A 15754-nucleotide genomic window follows, 5' to 3' on the forward strand; every position below is an offset into this window, starting at 1 on the left:
CACGCCCCCGTCACCACGCGGGGGCGTGACTTTTGGTCGGTGCCCCCCTACATAGCGAACGAACCCGCGCAAAACCCCGGAAAGCAGATGACCCAGATGCAACCTTTCCTGGCCCATCCGTTCGATTCGGACCGCCTGCATGAAGAATGTGGCGTCTTTGGCGTCACCGGCGTGACCGAAGCCGCCAGTTTCGTGGCCCTCGGGCTGCACGCCCTGCAACATCGCGGACAAGAGGCCGGCGGCATCGTCGCCCATGATGCCGGGCAAGGCTTTAACAGCGCCCATCGCTTTGGCTATGTCCGTGACAATTTCACCAAATCCGACGTGATGGACACGCTGCCCGGGCCGCTGGCGATTGGCCATGTGCGCTATTCCACCGCCGGGACCAAGGCCAATACCGCGATCCGCGACGTGCAGCCCTTCTTTGGCGAGTTTCACATGGGTGGCTGCGCCATCGCCCATAACGGCAACATCACCAATGCCGCGGCGCTGCGCCGAGAGTTGATCGAGCGCGGCAGCATCTTTCAATCCTCATCCGACAGCGAATGCATCATTCACCTGATGGCGCGCTCGATCCAGCGCAACATTCCCGAACGGATGAAAGACGCTCTGCGCCGCGTCGAGGGTGCCTTCAGCGTCATCGCCATGACCCGCACCAAGCTGATCGGCGTGCGCGACTCGTTGGGCGTGCGTCCGCTGGTCCTGGGCAAGATCGGCGATGACGGCTTTGCGCTGGCGTCGGAAACCTGCGCGCTGGACATTATCGGCGCAGAGTTCGTCCGCGAGATAGAGCCGGGCGAGATGGTCGTCATCTCAAAGGGCAAGATCGAATCCAGCCGCCCCTTTGGTCCCTCGACAGGTCGGTTCTGCATCTTCGAGCATGTCTATTTCAGCCGCCCCGATTCGATCATCGGCGGCCGTTCGGTCTATGAAACGCGCCGCCAGATCGGCGTCGAACTGGCCCGCGAGGCCCCGGTAGAGGCCGATCTGGTCTGCCCTGTTCCCGACAGCGGCACCCCGGCTGCCATCGGCTACGCGCAGGAATCGGGGATCCCCTACGGCATGGGGATCATCCGCAACCAGTATATGGGCCGCACCTTCATCGAGCCGAGCGAACAGATCCGCAATATGGGCGTCCGGCTCAAGCTGAACGTCAATCGCTCGCTCATCGCGGGCAAGCGGGTCGTGCTGGTCGACGATTCGGTCGTGCGTGGCACCACCAGTCGCAAGATCAAGGACATGATCCTCGATGCCGGCGCCGCCGAGGTGCATTTCCGCATCGCCAGCCCGCCAACGGCATGGCCCTGTTTTTACGGTGTCGACACACCTGATCGTGAAAAGCTGCTGGCCGCGCAGATGACAACCGAGGAAATGCGCACATGGATCGGCGTCGATTCGCTGTCATTCGTATCGCTGAACGGTCTTTACCGGGCCGTGGGCGAGGCGCGCGGACGCAACGCTGACAATCCGCAATATTGCGACGCCTGCTTTTCAGGCGATTATCCGGTCGCCCCCTTCGATCAGCTGGAACGTGGTTTCCGCATGAAACAGGGCTCTGAGACCGCGCACGCCGCAGAATAGCCCGGCACCGGCCTGCGGCGATCCTACCAATGCGGCGGGCGCTGATCTGCCACAGGCACCGATCCACCGGCATCCAGCTCTCGCTCGGCGGCGGCGCGCAGCAGGGCCTCGACCCGCCGGGTCAGCCGCGCAATCTCGGCGTCCTGCCGTGCGACCACCTCGGACAGGTCATCCACCACACGGGTCAGATGGGCCATCGCCTCTTCCAAGGCCTCGCTGCGCTTGTCCATGCCGGTCCCCTCCGGTAAAGCAGCCACGGACCGGCCAAAGGCGATCATCATGGCAAAAGATCAAAAAAAGCAGCCCCGTCCCAAGGCGGAAACGCCAAAGGGCTTTCGTGACTATTTCGGCGCTGACGTGACCGAACGCAAGCAGATGCTGGATGCGATTGCCGCCGTCTACCATCGCCACGGCTTTGATCCGCTGGAAACCAGTGCCGTCGAGACGGTTCAGGCATTGGGCAAGTTTCTGCCCGATGTGGATCGGCCCAATGCGGGCGTGTTCGCATGGCAGGAAGAGGCCGTTCCCGGCGGCGGCACGGCAGGCGACTGGCTGGCCCTGCGCTATGATCTGACGGCGCCCCTGGCCCGCGTGGCCGCGCAGTTCCGCAACGATCTGCCCAGTCCCTACCGGCGCTATGCGATGGGGCCTGTCTGGCGCAACGAAAAGCCCGGACCGGGGCGGTTCCGGCAGTTCTATCAATGCGACGCCGATACGGTGGGCAGCGCATCGGTGGCCGCCGATGCCGAGATTTGCGCCATGCTTGTGGACGCGTTGGAAGCCGTCGGCATCGCGCGCGGCGATTACCTCGTGCGGGTCAACAACCGCAAGGTCCTGAACGGCATCATGGAAACCGCCGAAATCCGCCCCGATCAGGCCGACGATGTCCTGCGCCAGATCGACAAATTCGACAAGGTCGGACGCGATGGCGTGCTGGCCCTGCTGACCACCGGCCGCAAGGACAACAGCGGCGCCGAGATCGGCGGCGTCGGGCTGGCAGATGCGCAGGCAGCCCCGGTGCTGGCCTTTCTGACCTCGAAAGGCCACGACAACGCCGCGACACTTGCCAATCTGCGCGACGCCGTTGGCAGTTCCGAAATGGGCGCCGAGGGCGTGGACGAACTGGCCCAGATCGCAGACATGCTGGCCGCCATGGGCGTGGCCGAGGATCGCGCCGTTATCGACCCCTCGATCGTGCGCGGACTTGGCTATTACACAGGCCCGGTCTTCGAGGCCGAACTGACCTTTGAAATCCTCGACGAAAAGGGCCGCAAACGGCAATTCGGCAGTGTCGCGGGCGGTGGCCGCTATGACGGGCTGGTCGAACGCTTTACCGGGCAGAAAGTCCCCGCCACCGGCGTCAGCATCGGCGTGGACCGGCTGCTGGCGGCCCTGCGCGCCAAGGGCTTGTCGGGCGGCGAAAGCGCCGGCCCGGTCGTCGTCACCGTCATGGACCGTGACCGGATGGGCGATTATCAGGCCATGGCTGCGGAACTGCGCGCCGCAGGCATCCGCGCCGAGGTCTACCTGGGCAACCCCAAGAACTTTGGCAACCAATTGAAATACGCCGACAAACGTCAATCGCCCGTCGCCGTCATCCAGGGCGGGGACGAGTCCGAACGCGGCGTTGTCCAGATCAAGGATCTGGTCCTTGGCGCGCGTATCGCAGCCGAGGCCAGCCATGAGGAATGGAAGGCCCAGCCCGCCCAGACCGAGGTCCCGCGCGATCAGCTTGTCGCCGAAGTCAGGCGCATACTGGGATGACCGGCAAACGCGAGAAACAACTGGTCGGCCAGCGCCTTCTGGCTGCCTTCCGCGACGCGGGTGCCGTCGAGGTCGCCCCCGATATCCTGCTGCCGGCCGAGACGCTGCTGGATCTCTACGGCGAGGATATCCGCGCCCGCGCCTATCTGACCGATGACCCGTTGCGCGGCGAGGTGGCCCTGCGCCCCGATTTCACCGTACCGGTCGTGCAGATGCACATGGAAAACGGCGCTGAACCCGCGCGCTATTGCTATCTGGGCGAGATCTTTCGCAAGCAGGATCCCGGCGAAACCCGGCCCGATCAGCCACGCGACAACGAATATCTGCAAGCAGGCTTCGAACTGTTCAGCCGCGATACTGACGCCGATGCCGAGGTCTTTGCGCTGTTTTACCGATTGCTGGATGCATATGGGCTCAGCCCGGCGATCGGCGATATGGGCCTGTTGATGGATGCCGTGCGCGCCCTGCCTCTGCCCGCGCCGCGCCGCGATGCGCTGCTGCACCACATCTGGCGCCCTCGGCGCTTTGCCGCATTGCTGACCCGGTTTTCCGCGCCATCGACCGCACGCGCCTTCGCGCCCTCGGCGGCACCGTTGACCGGGCTGCGCGGCATGGATGAAATTCAGACCCGGCTGGACCGACTGGCCGCAGATGCCGATGTCGCGCCCCTGCCTGCCGAATGGGGCGACCGGCTGACGCGGCTCTTTGCCATCGCCGGCCCGGCACCCGATGCGATGAATGATCTGGCGCGTCTGAGCGATGACATCCCGGCGATCCAGCCCGCAATCGAACGATTGGCCGCGCGGCTCGACGCCATTGCCGCGCGCGGCATCGACACGCGCGGACTGCACTTCGACGCCAGCCACGGCCGCCAGACGATGGAATATTACGACGGCTTCACCTTCAGCTTCACGGCAGCCGACAGGTCCGACTGGCCACCGATCGCCTCGGGCGGGCGCTATGACGCGCTGACGGCACAACTGGGCAAAGCCGGTGCCATCCCCGCCGTGGGTGGCATTGTCCGCCCCGGCCTGATCGCAGAGCTAGAGGCCGCGCCATGCTGAAACTGGCCGTACCGTCCAAGGGGCGGCTGATGGAACAGTGCTTTGACTGGTTCTCGGATCGCGGCGTGACACTGTCGCGCAGTGGATCTGACCGGGAATATGCAGGCCGGGTCGAGGGCGCGGACAACCTGTCACTGGTGCTGCTGTCAGCGGGCGAAATCCCCCGCGAACTCGGTGCAGGCCGCGTCGATCTGGGCGTGACCGGCACCGATCTGGTGCGCGAAAAGCTGGCCGGATGGCGCAGCATGGTGACCGAGATCGCGCCGATGGGATTTGGCCATGCCGATCTGGTGCTGGCCGTGCCCGCAGGCTGGACCGACTGTGAGACGCTGGATGATTTTGCGGCCATCACCCGCGATTTTCACCGCGAGCACGGGTTTCGCCTGCGCATCGCCACGAAATATCACCGCCTCGTCCGCGCCTGGCTGTCCCAGCATGAGGTCGCTGACTACCGGCTGGTCGACAGTCAGGGCGCGACCGAGGGCACGGTTGCCAATCTGACCGCCGAAGCCATCGCCGACATCACCAGCAGCGGCGAAACTCTGCGTGCGAACCATCTGAAAATTCTGGATGAACAGCCTATCCTGCAGTCTCAGGCAACCCTCTTTGCCAGCCGCCTGGCAGCGCCGGATCAGATTGCCGCCTTCGCGCATCGGTTGGGGCAGTAGAGGCCGCTTTGCCGCGTCAGACGCGGATGCCGTTGCGCCCGGCCAGATCGGTAAAGAATTGCCAGGCCACACGGCCCGACCGCGCGCCGCGCGTCGCCTGCCATTCAATCGCCTGAGCGCGCAGATCTTCTTTGGCAATCTCGACGCCATAGGCATCGCAGTAGCCCTGAACCATCGCCAGATATTGATCCTGATCGCAGGGATGAAAGCCAAGCCACAGCCCGAAACGATCCGATAGCGATACTTTTTCCTCGACCGACTCGCCGGGCTGGATGGCCGTAGAGCGTTCGTTCTCGATCATGTCGCGCGGCATCAGATGGCGCCGGTTCGAGGTGGCATAGAGAATCACGTTCTCGGGCCGCCCCGCAATACCGCCATCCAGCACGGCTTTCAGCGATTTATACTGCGTATCGTCATGGCTGAAGGACAGGTCATCGGAAAACAGCACAAAGCGTCTGTCTGTGGCACTGCCCAGAATGGCCAGCAGCCGTCCGACCGAGCCCAGATCCTCGCGCGCGATCTCGACCAGGATCAGCGGCAAGCCCTCGGACACCGCCTGCGCATGGACAGCCTTGACCAGCGAGGACTTCCCCATCCCACGCGCGCCCCAAAGCAGCGCGTTATTCGCAGCCGCGCCACGCGCGAATTGCAGCGTGTTGGCCAGCAGGATGTCGCGCGCGCGGTCGATGCCGATCAGTTGCACCAGATCGACGCGGCTGACGGCACTTACCGGGTCAAGTCGGTCGGGATCGGGCTGCCAGATAAAGGCGGTCGCCTCGGTAAAGCTGGGCGGATCAGCGGGCACGGGCGCCATGCGTTCCAGCGCCTTGGCGATGCGGGTCAGGGCGTCACTCATCTATCGGTCTCGGCCTCGGGCTCGTCCTCGACCGGCTCGACCCACAGGCCCTGGGCACGCAATTCCGCCTCGCGCTTTCTTTCGATGCGGCGCACCAGCTGGATAGAGATCTCGTAAAGCCCGTAGACCACCACGAACAGCACAACCTGGCTGATCACATCGGGCGGCGTCACCAGTGCGGCCAGCACGAGAATTCCCAGCACCGCATACTTACGCATGCTGGCCAGCCCCTCGGCCGATGCCAGCCCCGCCTTGCCCATCAGCGTCAGCAAGACCGGCAGCTGGAACGACAGGCCAAAGGCCAGCAGGAACTTCATCGTCAGGCCAAGATATTCCTGCATCGAACCCTGAAAGGCGATGCCGGCGACCTGTTGCGTCTGCGTAATCTCGTCCGTCGTGGCGACGACCGGGCCCTGCTGAAAGCCGAGGAAAAAGTCATAGGCCATTGGCAGGATGATATAAAACGCAAAGCTCGCGCCCAGAAAGAACATCACGGGCGAAGCCACAAGAAACGGCAGGAAAGCCTGTTTTTCGTTGCGATACAGCCCCGGCGCGACAAAACGCCAAAGCTGATAGCCAATGATCGGGAACGCGAGGACGAAACCGCCGAAGAATGAAATATTGATCGCGGTGAAAAAGCCCTCTTGCAGCTTGATGATCTGCAACTGGCAATCCTGACCGCGCTCTGCCAACTCGCGGCAGATGGGCTGGGTCAGGAAATTATAGATCGGCTTCCACACGGTGTAGCACGCCACCATGGTCACGATGAAAGCCAGAATCGCCCAGATGATGCGGGTGCGAAGCTCGGCCAGATGCTCGATCAACGGTGCCGAACTGTCGTCTATCTGATCCTCGGGGCGGTTTGCTGTGGCCACTTCAGTCGTCTTTCATGTCCGAGCGCCGAACGGCGTGAATTCGACGCTGCCCGGTCGCGGGGCTTTTTTCAGCCACCATCGCGTCCCCGGCATCGGCGGCCGCAGGGCTGGCTGCGGCGACGGGGGTCGGTTGGGCAGTGTCGCCCGGATCACGCTTTGGCCCGGTTTTTTCACTGGGCTTCATCGGATCCCATTTCTCGAACTTGTTCGCGGCACGGTCCAGCGCATCTAGTCCAAGATTTTTCTTTGACGTCAGCGATTTGACCTCGTGAATGGACTTGGCAGCCTCATCCAGGTCCGCGGATTTTGCCGCGTCGTCCATCGCCGAGGTAAATTCGCGCGCCATCGACCGCGCACGCGCGGTGAACCGCCCCAATTGGCGAAACAGTTGTGGCAAATCCTTGGGCCCCACGACGATCAGCGCGACAACGCCGATCAGCAGAAGCTCGCTCCAGCCAAGGTCCAGCATGGCGGATCGCTCCTGCGGCTCAGACCTTGTCCTTGGTCTCGACGGGGGTCGGCGTCACGTCGCGGGCGGTCTCGCCGGACACTTCGCGCGGCGCATCGGGGTCGCGCTCCATCTCGTCGGTGCTGTCTTTGACGCCGCGTTTGAAAGCGGTGATTCCCTTGCCGACCTCACCCATGAGCGAACTGATCTTGCCGCGGCCAAACAGAACCAGCACGACCACTGCGATGAGAAGAAGGCCGGGAAGGCCGATATTGTTCAGCATTGTCTGCTCCCTCATTGCGGGCCTGTTGCCCGCCTGCGGGCAATATCTAGGGCCTCGGGCCGCCGATTGCAAAGCCCGATTACGTGATTTTGAGGCTGCGGCGATGCGACGCCGGAACAAGACCTGCTTGGCAGTACGGCAGCGCCACGCCATAAGGAGCCATGGATATCGCGCCTTATATCACGGCCTTCGTCACACTGTTCGTGGTCATCGACCCGATCGGTCTGGCGCCGCTGTTTATCGCGCTGACACGCGACATGCAGCCGCCCGAACGCCGTCGGGTCGGCTGGCGGGCGGTTGGCATCTCTTTTGTGTTGCTGACCTTGTTCGCGCTGGCGGGCGAGCAGATCCTGGGCGCCATCGGGATTTCGCTGTCTGCCTTTCGCATCGCCGGCGGCATTCTGCTGCTGCTCACCGCCTTTGACATGCTGTTCGAGCGCCGGACCGAGCGCCGCGAAGGCCAATCGGTCGATGATGCCGACGACCCGTCCGTCTTTCCGCTGGCCACACCGCTGCTGGCGGGTCCGGGCGCGTTGGCGACGATGATCTTGTTGGTTGGTCAGGGCGATGGCTGGGGTCATCTGGCGCTGATTCTGGTGGTCATGGCGCTGGTGCTGGCCGTGGCGCTGATCCTGTTCGAGGCGGCAGGGCCGCTGGCGCGCGCGCTTGGACGGACGGGTACGATGGTCGTGACACGGCTGTTGGGGATGCTGCTGGCGGCGCTGTCGATCCAGTTCATCATCGACGGGCTCATGGGATCGGGATTGGTGTGATGGGGGATCTGCTGCCGGATGACTGGGCCAGCCTGATCTATTACGGGCTGTTGCTGCTGTTCATCGGCGGCGCGATCGCGATCGAATTTTCGGGCCGCGGCAGCCAGGCGCTGCGCATGGCGGCGCTTTGGGCCCTGATCTTTGGCGTGGTGATCTTTCTGGCCGGGCTTTGGCAGGATTGGAACGCGCCGCGTCAGATGGTCAGCGAGGACGGCACGAGGATCGAAGTCCCGATGGATTCCAGCGGGCATTTTCTGCTGACCGCCGAGGCGAACGGAGAGCCGGTGCGATTCATCGTCGATACCGGCGCCAGTTCCATCGCGCTGTCGCCCGAGGATGCCCGGCGCATCGGCCTCGACCCCGACGATCTGGCCTATATCGGGAAGGCCGAGACTGCCAATGGCACGGTCGAAACCGCCCCTGTCACGATACAGCAGTTCGCCATCGGCGACATCGTCGACACCAATGTCCCCGCCGTGGTAATCGGTGCGGAAATCTCTGGTTCGTTGCTGGGTATGTCTTACCTACGCCGGTTTGCGAGGGTCGGGTTCGAGGGCGACCTGCTGATACTTGAACGTTAACATGTTGGATGATTTTATTTCTGTAACCAACTAATAAAACTAACGTTTCCGCTCCCACCCGCCGCCTTCTTCAGACCAGTATTCGCTGGTAACCCCTGCACCCGTCAAAGCGCGCCACTGGTCGCGGGCGCGTTCGGTCGACGTGGGATCATTGCCATCGAACAGGATACAGACGCGCTGTAATTGCGCGCATTCGTCCGGCGCGACCTCCGCCCCATCCAGCGCCATCAGGCAGGCCGGCGCATTCGCGGCCTGCTGGCTGGCCAGCGTCAGCAGCACGGGCTGGCGCGCGTCATGCGGACCGCCTGCCAGACCATGCGGCATGAAACCGTCATCCATCCACAGCCGTTCATCCAGCCGCGACAGGCGCTTGGGGTCGGTGCCGCGCAGCTCTACCCGCCAGCCGGCCTGCAGCGACTTGTCGATCAGCACCGGCAGCAGCGATTCCGCAGGCGAGCGGGTCAGGTGATAGAACATCGCATTCCCCATGCCCCACCCGCCCCTAGGCCAGTTCGAGGGCTGAGCGCGCAGCCCTGACACGGGCTGCGTTGGCATTGGGGTGTACGATCATTCCGTCTCGTACTTGTCGCGAACCAGACGGTCCAGCGTCATCACACCCCAACCCGTCGCGCCCTTTGGCGCCAGATCGGTGGCCGAAGGCGGCAGTGCCACGCCGGCGATGTCGATATGCGCCCAAGCCTGACCCTTGCGGATGAACCGCTGCAGGAACTGCGCCGCCGTGATAGAGCCCGCTGCGCGGCCGCCGGTGTTCTTGATATCGGCCAAGCGTGACTTGATCAGCGCGTCATAACCCGGACCCAGTGGCAACCGCCAGGCACCCTCGCCCTCGGCCTTGGCGGCTTTCAGCAGGTTGCCGGCCAACGCGTCGTCATTGGCAAATATCCCTGCGTTCTCGTGGCCAAGCGCGATAATCACGGCGCCGGTCAGGGTGGCAAGGTCGATCACCGCGGCAGGCTTGAAACGATCCTGCGCGTACCACAGCACATCCGCCAGAACCATGCGGCCCTCGGCATCGGTGTTGATGACCTCGATCGTGTCACCCTTCATGGATTTCACGATATCGCCGGGGCGCTGTGCACGACCATCGGGCATGTTTTCGACCAGACCGACCAGACCCACGACATTCGCCTTGGCACGGCGCAGCGCCAGCGTGCGCATGACGCCAGCCACGACGCCGGCGCCACCCATATCCATGGTCATCTCTTCCATGCCGGCGGCCGGCTTGATCGAGATGCCGCCGGTGTCAAAGACGACGCCCTTGCCAACCAGTGCCAGCGGGGCCTCGCCCTCGGCGCCGCCTTGCCACCGCATGACAACCACTTTCGAGGGGCTTTCGCTGCCCTGCCCAACGGCCAGCAGCGCGCGCATACCCAGCTTTTCCAGTTCCGCCTCTTCCAGCACCTCGACGCTGAGGCCCAGTTCTTCCATTGCGGCCAGACGGTTGGCGAAATCGGTCGTCGTCAGCACATTGGCGGGCTCGTTCACCAGATCGCGGGTGAAAAAGACGCCCTCGGCCACGGCAGCGCCATCGCGCGCGGCGCTGGCCAGCGCCTCGGGGTCCTTGGCCATGAAGGTCACGCGGGCCTTTTCGGGCTGGGGCGCATCGGCATCGCTGCCGCTGGCGGGATTTCTCTCGCCGCCCTGTGCGTCGCCCAGCAAGGCATCGCCCTGCCCGCCACGCCCGGCCAGCGTCTGCGGCACGGCGCCTGCGTCATCATCGCCCGCCGCACCGTCATCATCATCCTGCTGCTTGGTGTGGTAGACGTCAAAATCATATCCCCGCAGCGCCAGCCCCAACGCGACCTCGGCTGCGCGTTTGTGATTGCCGGACAGCACCAGCGTATGGGTCTTGCCCAGTTTCGCGCCGATGGTTGCGCCGGCCTTGCGGGCCTCATCGACCGTTGCGCCATTGGGCAGGGCGACCAGCTGAACCGCCTCGGCCTCCATTCCGGCAGGCCAGGCCAGCTCTATCGCCTGACCCGGTTTCATCTTGCCGACATCCTTCGCGTTCATCGCGCGGCGCACCGCATCGCGGGCGGGCCGGGAAAAACCGGGCAGGCGCGGCATCGAACCGGGCGTCACGAGGACCGCGATTCGACCGTCATGGGTAGGGATCTTGTCCGTGTCGGCTTCGGTGAACTGGATCTCGACGGGATGGGTCATGGATGGTCCTCACTTCTGGTTGCGCAAAAGCCTAGCCCTACCGCAGCCCCTTGGCCAGAGCCGCCCTTGACGCTAATCAGGGTCAACCGATCCCGTTCAGGACACCATGCCCCGTATTGACCGCTATATCCTGTCGCAAATGCTGACATTGTTTGGCTTTTTCGCGCTGGTGCTGGTTTCCGTCTATTGGATCAACCGCGCCGTCAGTCTGTTCGAGCAGTTGATGAGCGACGGACAAACGGCCCTGGTGGTGCTGGAATTCACCGCGCTGACGCTGCCGCTGGTGATCTCGGTCGTGCTGCCGGTCGCGGCCTTTGCGGCAACGGCCTATGGCACCAACCGGATGGCCAACGAATCCGAGATGGTCGCGATGCAGGCCGCAGGGTTATCGCCCTGGCGTTTGGCGCGGCCAATCATGATCTTTGGCCTCTTCGTCGGGTTGATGGTGGCGGTGCTGGTCCACGGGCTTGTTCCTGCGGCACGGGCGCAACTGGCAGACCGCCAGGCCGAACTGGCCGAGAACGTCACCGCACAATTCCTGCGCCCCGGCGTTTTTCAATACCCATCGGATGGTGTGACGATTTTCATCGGCTCGATTGCCAGCGATGGCAGGTTGCTGGATCTGTTCCTCGAGGATGCGCGCGATCCCGCGCGGCAGGCATCCTATACGGCCGAAGAGGCGCTGGTCGTACGCGGTGAAGCCGGGCCGGTTCTGGTGATGCTGAAGGGCATGATCCAGGTGCGACATCTCGGCGATGACCACAGCCGGCTGGACGTGACCCGGTTCGAAGAGCTTAGCTATGACATCGGCGCCATGATCGCGGGCGGCAGTGCCCGTGGGCGTGACCTGCGCGATTACGCCACCCTTCGATTGCTGGACCCCGATCAGGAATTGCTGTCAGCGACAGGCGCCACCCCAGAACGAGCGCGCGTCGAGGCGCATGAGCGGATTGCCCAACCGCTGCTGTCGCCCATCGCCGCGATGATCGGTTTTGCCACGCTGCTGATCGGCGGCTATTCGCGATTTGGTGTCTGGCGGCAGGTGGTCTGGGCCATCGTCGGGCTGATCGCGGTGCAGTTCCTGACCAACGCTGCCGCCAATCAGGCGGCGTCCGATCCGTCGCGCTGGCCCCTGCTCTACATTCCCGCGCTGGCCGGAACCGGGCTGTGTCTGCTGCTTCTCTGGCTGGCCGGGCGCGCGCGCAAACCGCGCCGGGCGGCTGCGACGACGGAGGCCGCGCCATGACGATGTCGCTCTATATCGCAAGACGGTTCCTTCGCAGCTTTCTGCTGATCGGCGGCGTGTTCGGGCTGATCCTGTTCCTGATCGAAATGATCGAGATGATCCGGCGCTTTTCCGATGACGGCGTCGGGCTGGCGGGCGCGGCGGGTCTGGCCGGATTGAATATCGCCGGCAGCTTCTACGCCATTCTGCCGCTGATCGCCGTTTTGTCGGGCATCGCGCTGTTTCTGGGGCTCGCGCGCACCTCCGAGATGGTGGCCATCCGCGCCTCGGGCCGCTCGGCACTGAAAACGCTGATCGCGCCGGTGCTAACGGCGCTTGTGATCGGGGCGCTGGCGGTGGCGCTGATGAACCCCTTTGTCGCGGCCACGGGCAGTCGGTTCGATACGGCTGCGGCCAATATCGAACGCGACAACAGCCAGACCGTCAGCCTGAGCGACAGCGCCGTCTGGCTGCGTCAGGGTCTTTCCGACGCGACCAACGAGGACGGCCAGCTGATGATCCGCGCAGGTCGGGCCAGCCCGGACGCGGCCACGCTGTATGATGCCACCTTCATCATCTTCGCGACCGAGGCCGGTCCGATCCGGCGGATAGAGGCGCGTGAGGCAGTGCTGCTGCCGGGCGAATGGCAGTTGAGCGGCGTGACCGACTATCCCCTGACCGAACCCAACCCCCAGGCAGCCGCGCGCAGCAGCGATGTGCTTACCCTGCCCTCGGAACTGACTGCACAGCGCATCCGCGAAGGGTTTGGTCGGCCCGATGCGGTGCCGATCTGGCAGTTGCCGGCCTTTATCGCGGGGCTTGAACGGGCGGGTTTCTCTGCAACGCGCCACCGCACATGGTTTCAACAAGAGCTTGCTCTGCCCTTCCTGATGGCGGCCATGGTGGTGATCGCAGCGGCATTCACCATGCGCCATGTGCGTGGCCGAAATACCGGGGTCGCGGTGCTTTTGGCCTTTGGCGCCGGCATTGGCGTTTTCTTTTTGCGCAATCTGGCGCAGGTTCTGGGAGATAGCGGGCAGGTCGCGCCCTGGATTGCGGCATGGGCCCCACCGGCAGTGGCTGCACTGCTGGCGCTGGCGCTGGTGCTGCAAAGGGAGGACGGATGAGAACGCGTTTGGCAATCGTTGCGGGACTGGCGCTTGGCTTGGCATTGCCACAGCCGGGGCGCACGCAGGACAGCGGCGATTTTGGCAGCGGCCCGGCCCTGGCGCCGACCGCACCGATGCTGGACTTCTCGCCGCTGGCAGATGGCACCCTGGCCTCGACCGCGCCCGAAACCGTGGCCTCCACGGCGGATGTGACACTGACCGGCACGCCCGCTGGTGCTGCACCTGACGACGCGGCAACCGTGCTGGCCGACAATATCGTTCTGCAGGGTGACCGGACCCTGATCGCCGCAGGCGGTGTCGTGATCTGGTATCAGGGCACGCGGCTGGTGGCCTCGCGGCTGATCGTCGAGGGCGCGACCGGCGATCTGACCATCGAAGGTCCGATCCATCTGACCGAACCGGGCAAGGCCGGCACCGATGCCGAGGCCACCCTGATCGCGGATTCGGCCCAACTGGACCGCAAGCTGCAGGACGGCATCATCCGCGGCGCGCGGCTGGTCATCGCACGAGAGTTGCAGCTGGCCGCCCGCGAATTGCAGCGCACCGGCGGCGGTCGGATGACACGGCTGACCCAAGTGGTGGCATCATCCTGCCAGATCTGTGCCGAAAACCCGATCCCGCTATGGGAAATTCGTGCGCGCTCGATCACCCATGATGCCGAGCAGCGCGAACTGACATTCGAACATCCCCAATTTCGCGCCTTCGGCCTGCCGGTGGGCGGTCTGCCCTTTACCATCAGCGCGCCCGACCCGACGGTCGAACGGCGCACGGGCTTTCTGCGGCCACAGCTGCGCACGACCTCCAATCTGGGATTCGGCATCAAGATCCCCTATTTCATCACCCTTGGCCGTCATGCCGACCTGACGCTGACCCCCTATCTGGCCGCCAGCCGCACCAGCACGCTGGAGGCGCGGTATCGCCAGGCCTTCAGCAATGGCGCGCTGCAACTGGAAGGCGCGATCAGCCGCGACGACATCCAGCGCGGCGAAACACGCGGCTATCTGTTCGGGGCGGCCCGCATTGATTTGCCCCGCGACTACCGGCTTGGGGTGCAGGTGCAGACGGCCTCGGACCGGGCCTATCTGCTGGATTACGACGTCACCGACGCCGACCGCCTGTGGAGCGGGGTGACCCTGGAACGGGTGCGCCGTGACAAGTTGGTGGCCGCGCGCGTGGGCAATTACGAATCGATGCGCGAGGACGAAGACGACGCCACCTCGCCCGCTCAGGTGGCCGATGTGATCTGGTTGCGCCGTTTCGAGCCCGGGCTGATCGGCGGCGAGGCGCTGCTGGAATGGTCGCTGCATGCGCATCGGCGTCCCTCATCCGCCGATATGGATGGCCGCGACGTGGCACGTGGCTCTATGGGGTTGGACTGGCGGCGCAGTCAGATCCTGCCCGGCGGCGTGGTTGGCGCGGCGCTGGTCGGGCTGGACGCCGATATCTACCGGATCGCTCAGGACAGCAGCTATGACGACGTGGTGACCCGCGTGACCCCCAGCATCGGCGCCGAACTGCGCTGGCCGCTGATGGGCCAGTCCGGTGGCGCGACGCATCTGGTCGAGCCTGTGGTTCAGTTGCTGTATTCACCGCGCGACGAAGACAGCGATACCCCCAACGAGGATAGCCGGCTGATCGAGTTCGACGAGGGCAACCTCTTCAGCGACAATCGCTTTCCGGGCTGGGACGTCAAGGAAACCGGGCTGCGTGCCAATGTCGGCCTTAGCTGGACCCGCATGGACCCGACGGGCTGGTCGCTTGGCGTCACGGGCGGGCGGGTCTTTCGCGCGGATCCGGCAACCGAATTTGCACCCGATTCGCCCTTGGCAGGTCGCCGCTCCGACTGGCTGCTGGCCGCGCATTACTCTGGTCCGAACGGTCTGGCCGTCGCCAATCGCGCGCTGTTTGACGACGGCTTCAACTTTTCGCGAAACGAGCTGCGTCTGGGGTGGGTGCGGCCCGATCTGCAGCTCTCGGCGGGCTATCTCTGGATTGACCGTGACCGAGGCGAAAGCCGCGCCATCGACGCCTCGGAACTGACGGCCTCGGTTGGCTGGCAGGTCGCGCCGGGGCTGTGGGGGACGGCCGAAACACGCTATGATTTCGTCGCCGATCGCGCCCAGAACGCGCAACTGGGCCTGACCTACCGCAACGAATGCATCACCCTGGATATGGGTGTGCAACGGCGCTTTTCGACATCGGACATGCTGGATGCGCAGACCGATTTCGACCTTTCGGTAAGACTGGGCGGCTTTGGCCGACAGAAAGACGGTCCCGGCACAGTGGCGCGGCGATCCTGCATGCGCTAGTGTCGCGCCAAAC

16 protein-coding genes are annotated in these 15754 nt (G+C 64.4%); 9 read left to right on the forward strand and 7 right to left on the reverse strand.

Annotated features, from left to right (window positions below; all coding sequences use genetic code 11):
• Window positions 1-96 precede the first annotated feature (96 nt).
• Window positions 97-1581, forward strand: a complete 1485-nt coding sequence (gene purF / locus CUV01_RS00925) for an amidophosphoribosyltransferase (protein WP_101461763.1) — start codon at window positions 97-99, stop codon at window positions 1579-1581.
• Between the two features lie 23 nt (window positions 1582-1604).
• On the opposite strand, the gene CUV01_RS00930 is transcribed toward purF, so the two are convergent.
• Window positions 1605-1811, reverse strand: a complete 207-nt coding sequence (locus tag CUV01_RS00930; protein WP_101461764.1) for a SlyX family protein — start codon at window positions 1809-1811, stop codon at window positions 1605-1607.
• A 49-nt stretch (window positions 1812-1860) separates the two neighbouring features.
• On the opposite strand from CUV01_RS00930, the gene hisS reads away from it, so the two are divergent.
• Genes hisS through hisG form a run of 3 tightly spaced genes read left to right on the forward strand, consistent with a single transcriptional unit; the run spans window position 1861 to window position 5077 of the window.
• Window positions 1861-3345 carry a histidine--tRNA ligase gene (gene hisS, locus CUV01_RS00935; RefSeq protein ID WP_101458834.1) on the forward strand — a complete coding sequence of 495 codons (1485 nt, stop codon included), beginning with the start codon at window positions 1861-1863 and terminating at the stop codon, window positions 3343-3345.
• Window positions 3342-4409: an ATP phosphoribosyltransferase regulatory subunit gene (locus CUV01_RS00940; protein WP_101458835.1), complete on the forward strand. Its 1068-nt coding sequence runs from the start codon at window positions 3342-3344 to the stop codon at window positions 4407-4409. Before hisS ends, CUV01_RS00940 begins: the two co-directional genes overlap by 4 nt.
• Complete coding sequence (gene hisG / locus CUV01_RS00945; RefSeq protein WP_101458836.1) at window positions 4403-5077, forward strand: ATP phosphoribosyltransferase; 675 nt, start codon at window positions 4403-4405, stop codon at window positions 5075-5077. Before CUV01_RS00940 ends, hisG begins: the two co-directional genes overlap by 7 nt.
• Before the next feature lie 16 nt (window positions 5078-5093).
• Here the strand turns inward: hisG and CUV01_RS00950 are convergent, their stop codons facing one another.
• The 4 genes from CUV01_RS00950 to CUV01_RS00965 are packed head-to-tail and all read right to left on the reverse strand — an operon-like array spanning window position 5094 to window position 7539.
• The gene (locus CUV01_RS00950) at window positions 5094-5933 is read right to left on the reverse strand and encodes an ATP-binding protein (RefSeq protein ID WP_101458837.1); all 840 of its coding nucleotides are present in this window, start codon (window positions 5931-5933) and stop codon (window positions 5094-5096) included.
• A complete protein-coding gene (gene tatC, locus CUV01_RS00955; RefSeq protein WP_101458838.1) occupies window positions 5930-6808 on the reverse strand; it encodes a twin-arginine translocase subunit TatC in 879 nt (292 codons plus the stop codon). Before tatC ends, CUV01_RS00950 begins: the two co-directional genes overlap by 4 nt.
• A 1-nt stretch (window position 6809) precedes the next feature.
• Window positions 6810-7277: a Sec-independent protein translocase protein TatB gene (tatB, locus tag CUV01_RS00960; RefSeq protein WP_101458839.1), complete on the reverse strand. Its 468-nt coding sequence runs from the start codon at window positions 7275-7277 to the stop codon at window positions 6810-6812.
• Window positions 7278-7296: 19 nt separating this feature from the next.
• Window positions 7297-7539 carry a twin-arginine translocase TatA/TatE family subunit gene (locus CUV01_RS00965; RefSeq protein WP_101458840.1) on the reverse strand — a complete coding sequence of 81 codons (243 nt, stop codon included), beginning with the start codon at window positions 7537-7539 and terminating at the stop codon, window positions 7297-7299.
• Between the two features lie 161 nt (window positions 7540-7700).
• On the opposite strand from CUV01_RS00965, the gene CUV01_RS00970 reads away from it, so the two are divergent.
• Complete coding sequence (locus tag CUV01_RS00970; protein WP_101458841.1) at window positions 7701-8312, forward strand: MarC family protein; 612 nt, start codon at window positions 7701-7703, stop codon at window positions 8310-8312.
• Complete coding sequence (locus CUV01_RS00975; RefSeq protein WP_101458842.1) at window positions 8312-8893, forward strand: retropepsin-like aspartic protease family protein; 582 nt, start codon at window positions 8312-8314, stop codon at window positions 8891-8893. Before CUV01_RS00970 ends, CUV01_RS00975 begins: the two co-directional genes overlap by 1 nt.
• A gap of 39 nt (window positions 8894-8932) precedes the next feature.
• On the opposite strand, the gene CUV01_RS00980 is transcribed toward CUV01_RS00975, so the two are convergent.
• Together CUV01_RS00980 and CUV01_RS00985 are read right to left on the reverse strand one after the other, a co-directional pair.
• Entirely contained in the window at window positions 8933-9382 is a 450-nt protein-coding gene (locus CUV01_RS00980; protein ID WP_101458843.1) for a DNA polymerase III subunit chi, read from the reverse strand.
• A gap of 78 nt (window positions 9383-9460) precedes the next feature.
• Window positions 9461-11077, reverse strand: coding sequence for a leucyl aminopeptidase (locus tag CUV01_RS00985; protein WP_101458844.1), 1617 nt, complete (start codon window positions 11075-11077; stop codon window positions 9461-9463).
• A 106-nt stretch (window positions 11078-11183) separates the two neighbouring features.
• Here CUV01_RS00985 and lptF point away from each other — a divergent pair, with 106 nt between their 5' ends.
• From lptF to CUV01_RS01000, 3 genes are read left to right on the forward strand one after another with little or no spacing between them, the layout of a single operon-like run.
• Entirely contained in the window at window positions 11184-12323 is a 1140-nt protein-coding gene (lptF, locus tag CUV01_RS00990; protein WP_101458845.1) for an LPS export ABC transporter permease LptF, read from the forward strand.
• Window positions 12320-13429 (forward strand): LPS export ABC transporter permease LptG, encoded by a 1110-nt coding sequence (gene lptG, locus CUV01_RS00995; protein ID WP_101461765.1) that lies wholly within the window; start codon window positions 12320-12322, stop codon window positions 13427-13429. Before lptF ends, lptG begins: the two co-directional genes overlap by 4 nt.
• Window positions 13426-15741, forward strand: coding sequence for an LPS-assembly protein LptD (locus CUV01_RS01000; protein WP_232962373.1), 2316 nt, complete (start codon window positions 13426-13428; stop codon window positions 15739-15741). The genes lptG and CUV01_RS01000 overlap by 4 nt, the downstream gene beginning before the upstream one ends.
• Window positions 15742-15754: the final 13 nt, after the last annotated feature.

It is taken from the genome of Paracoccus tegillarcae, assembly GCF_002847305.1.
Lineage (GTDB): Bacteria > Pseudomonadota > Alphaproteobacteria > Rhodobacterales > Rhodobacteraceae > Paracoccus > Paracoccus tegillarcae.

Excerpts from the sequence above, each read along its gene's own strand:
- CUV01_RS00970 (WP_101458841.1), top strand. The coding sequence starts at position 7,701 with ATGGATATCGCGCCTTATATCACGGCCTTCGTCACACTGTTCGTGGTC.
- hisS (WP_101458834.1), top strand. The coding sequence starts at position 1,861 with ATGGCAAAAGATCAAAAAAAGCAGCCCCGTCCCAAGGCGGAAACGCCA.
- lptG (WP_101461765.1), top strand. The coding sequence starts at position 12,320 with ATGACGATGTCGCTCTATATCGCAAGACGGTTCCTTCGCAGCTTTCTG.
- CUV01_RS00965 (WP_101458840.1), bottom strand. The coding sequence starts at position 7,539 with ATGCTGAACAATATCGGCCTTCCCGGCCTTCTTCTCATCGCAGTGGTC.
- CUV01_RS01000 (WP_232962373.1), top strand. The coding sequence starts at position 13,426 with ATGAGAACGCGTTTGGCAATCGTTGCGGGACTGGCGCTTGGCTTGGCA.
- lptF (WP_101458845.1), top strand. The coding sequence starts at position 11,184 with ATGCCCCGTATTGACCGCTATATCCTGTCGCAAATGCTGACATTGTTT.
- CUV01_RS00950 (WP_101458837.1), bottom strand. The coding sequence starts at position 5,933 with ATGAGTGACGCCCTGACCCGCATCGCCAAGGCGCTGGAACGCATGGCG.
- hisG (WP_101458836.1), top strand. The coding sequence starts at position 4,403 with ATGCTGAAACTGGCCGTACCGTCCAAGGGGCGGCTGATGGAACAGTGC.
- tatB (WP_101458839.1), bottom strand. The coding sequence starts at position 7,277 with ATGCTGGACCTTGGCTGGAGCGAGCTTCTGCTGATCGGCGTTGTCGCG.
- CUV01_RS00940 (WP_101458835.1), top strand. The coding sequence starts at position 3,342 with ATGACCGGCAAACGCGAGAAACAACTGGTCGGCCAGCGCCTTCTGGCT.
- CUV01_RS00985 (WP_101458844.1), bottom strand. The coding sequence starts at position 11,077 with ATGACCCATCCCGTCGAGATCCAGTTCACCGAAGCCGACACGGACAAG.
- purF (WP_101461763.1), top strand. The coding sequence starts at position 97 with ATGCAACCTTTCCTGGCCCATCCGTTCGATTCGGACCGCCTGCATGAA.
- CUV01_RS00930 (WP_101461764.1), bottom strand. The coding sequence starts at position 1,811 with ATGGACAAGCGCAGCGAGGCCTTGGAAGAGGCGATGGCCCATCTGACC.
- CUV01_RS00980 (WP_101458843.1), bottom strand. The coding sequence starts at position 9,382 with ATGGGGAATGCGATGTTCTATCACCTGACCCGCTCGCCTGCGGAATCG.
- CUV01_RS00975 (WP_101458842.1), top strand. The coding sequence starts at position 8,312 with ATGGGGGATCTGCTGCCGGATGACTGGGCCAGCCTGATCTATTACGGG.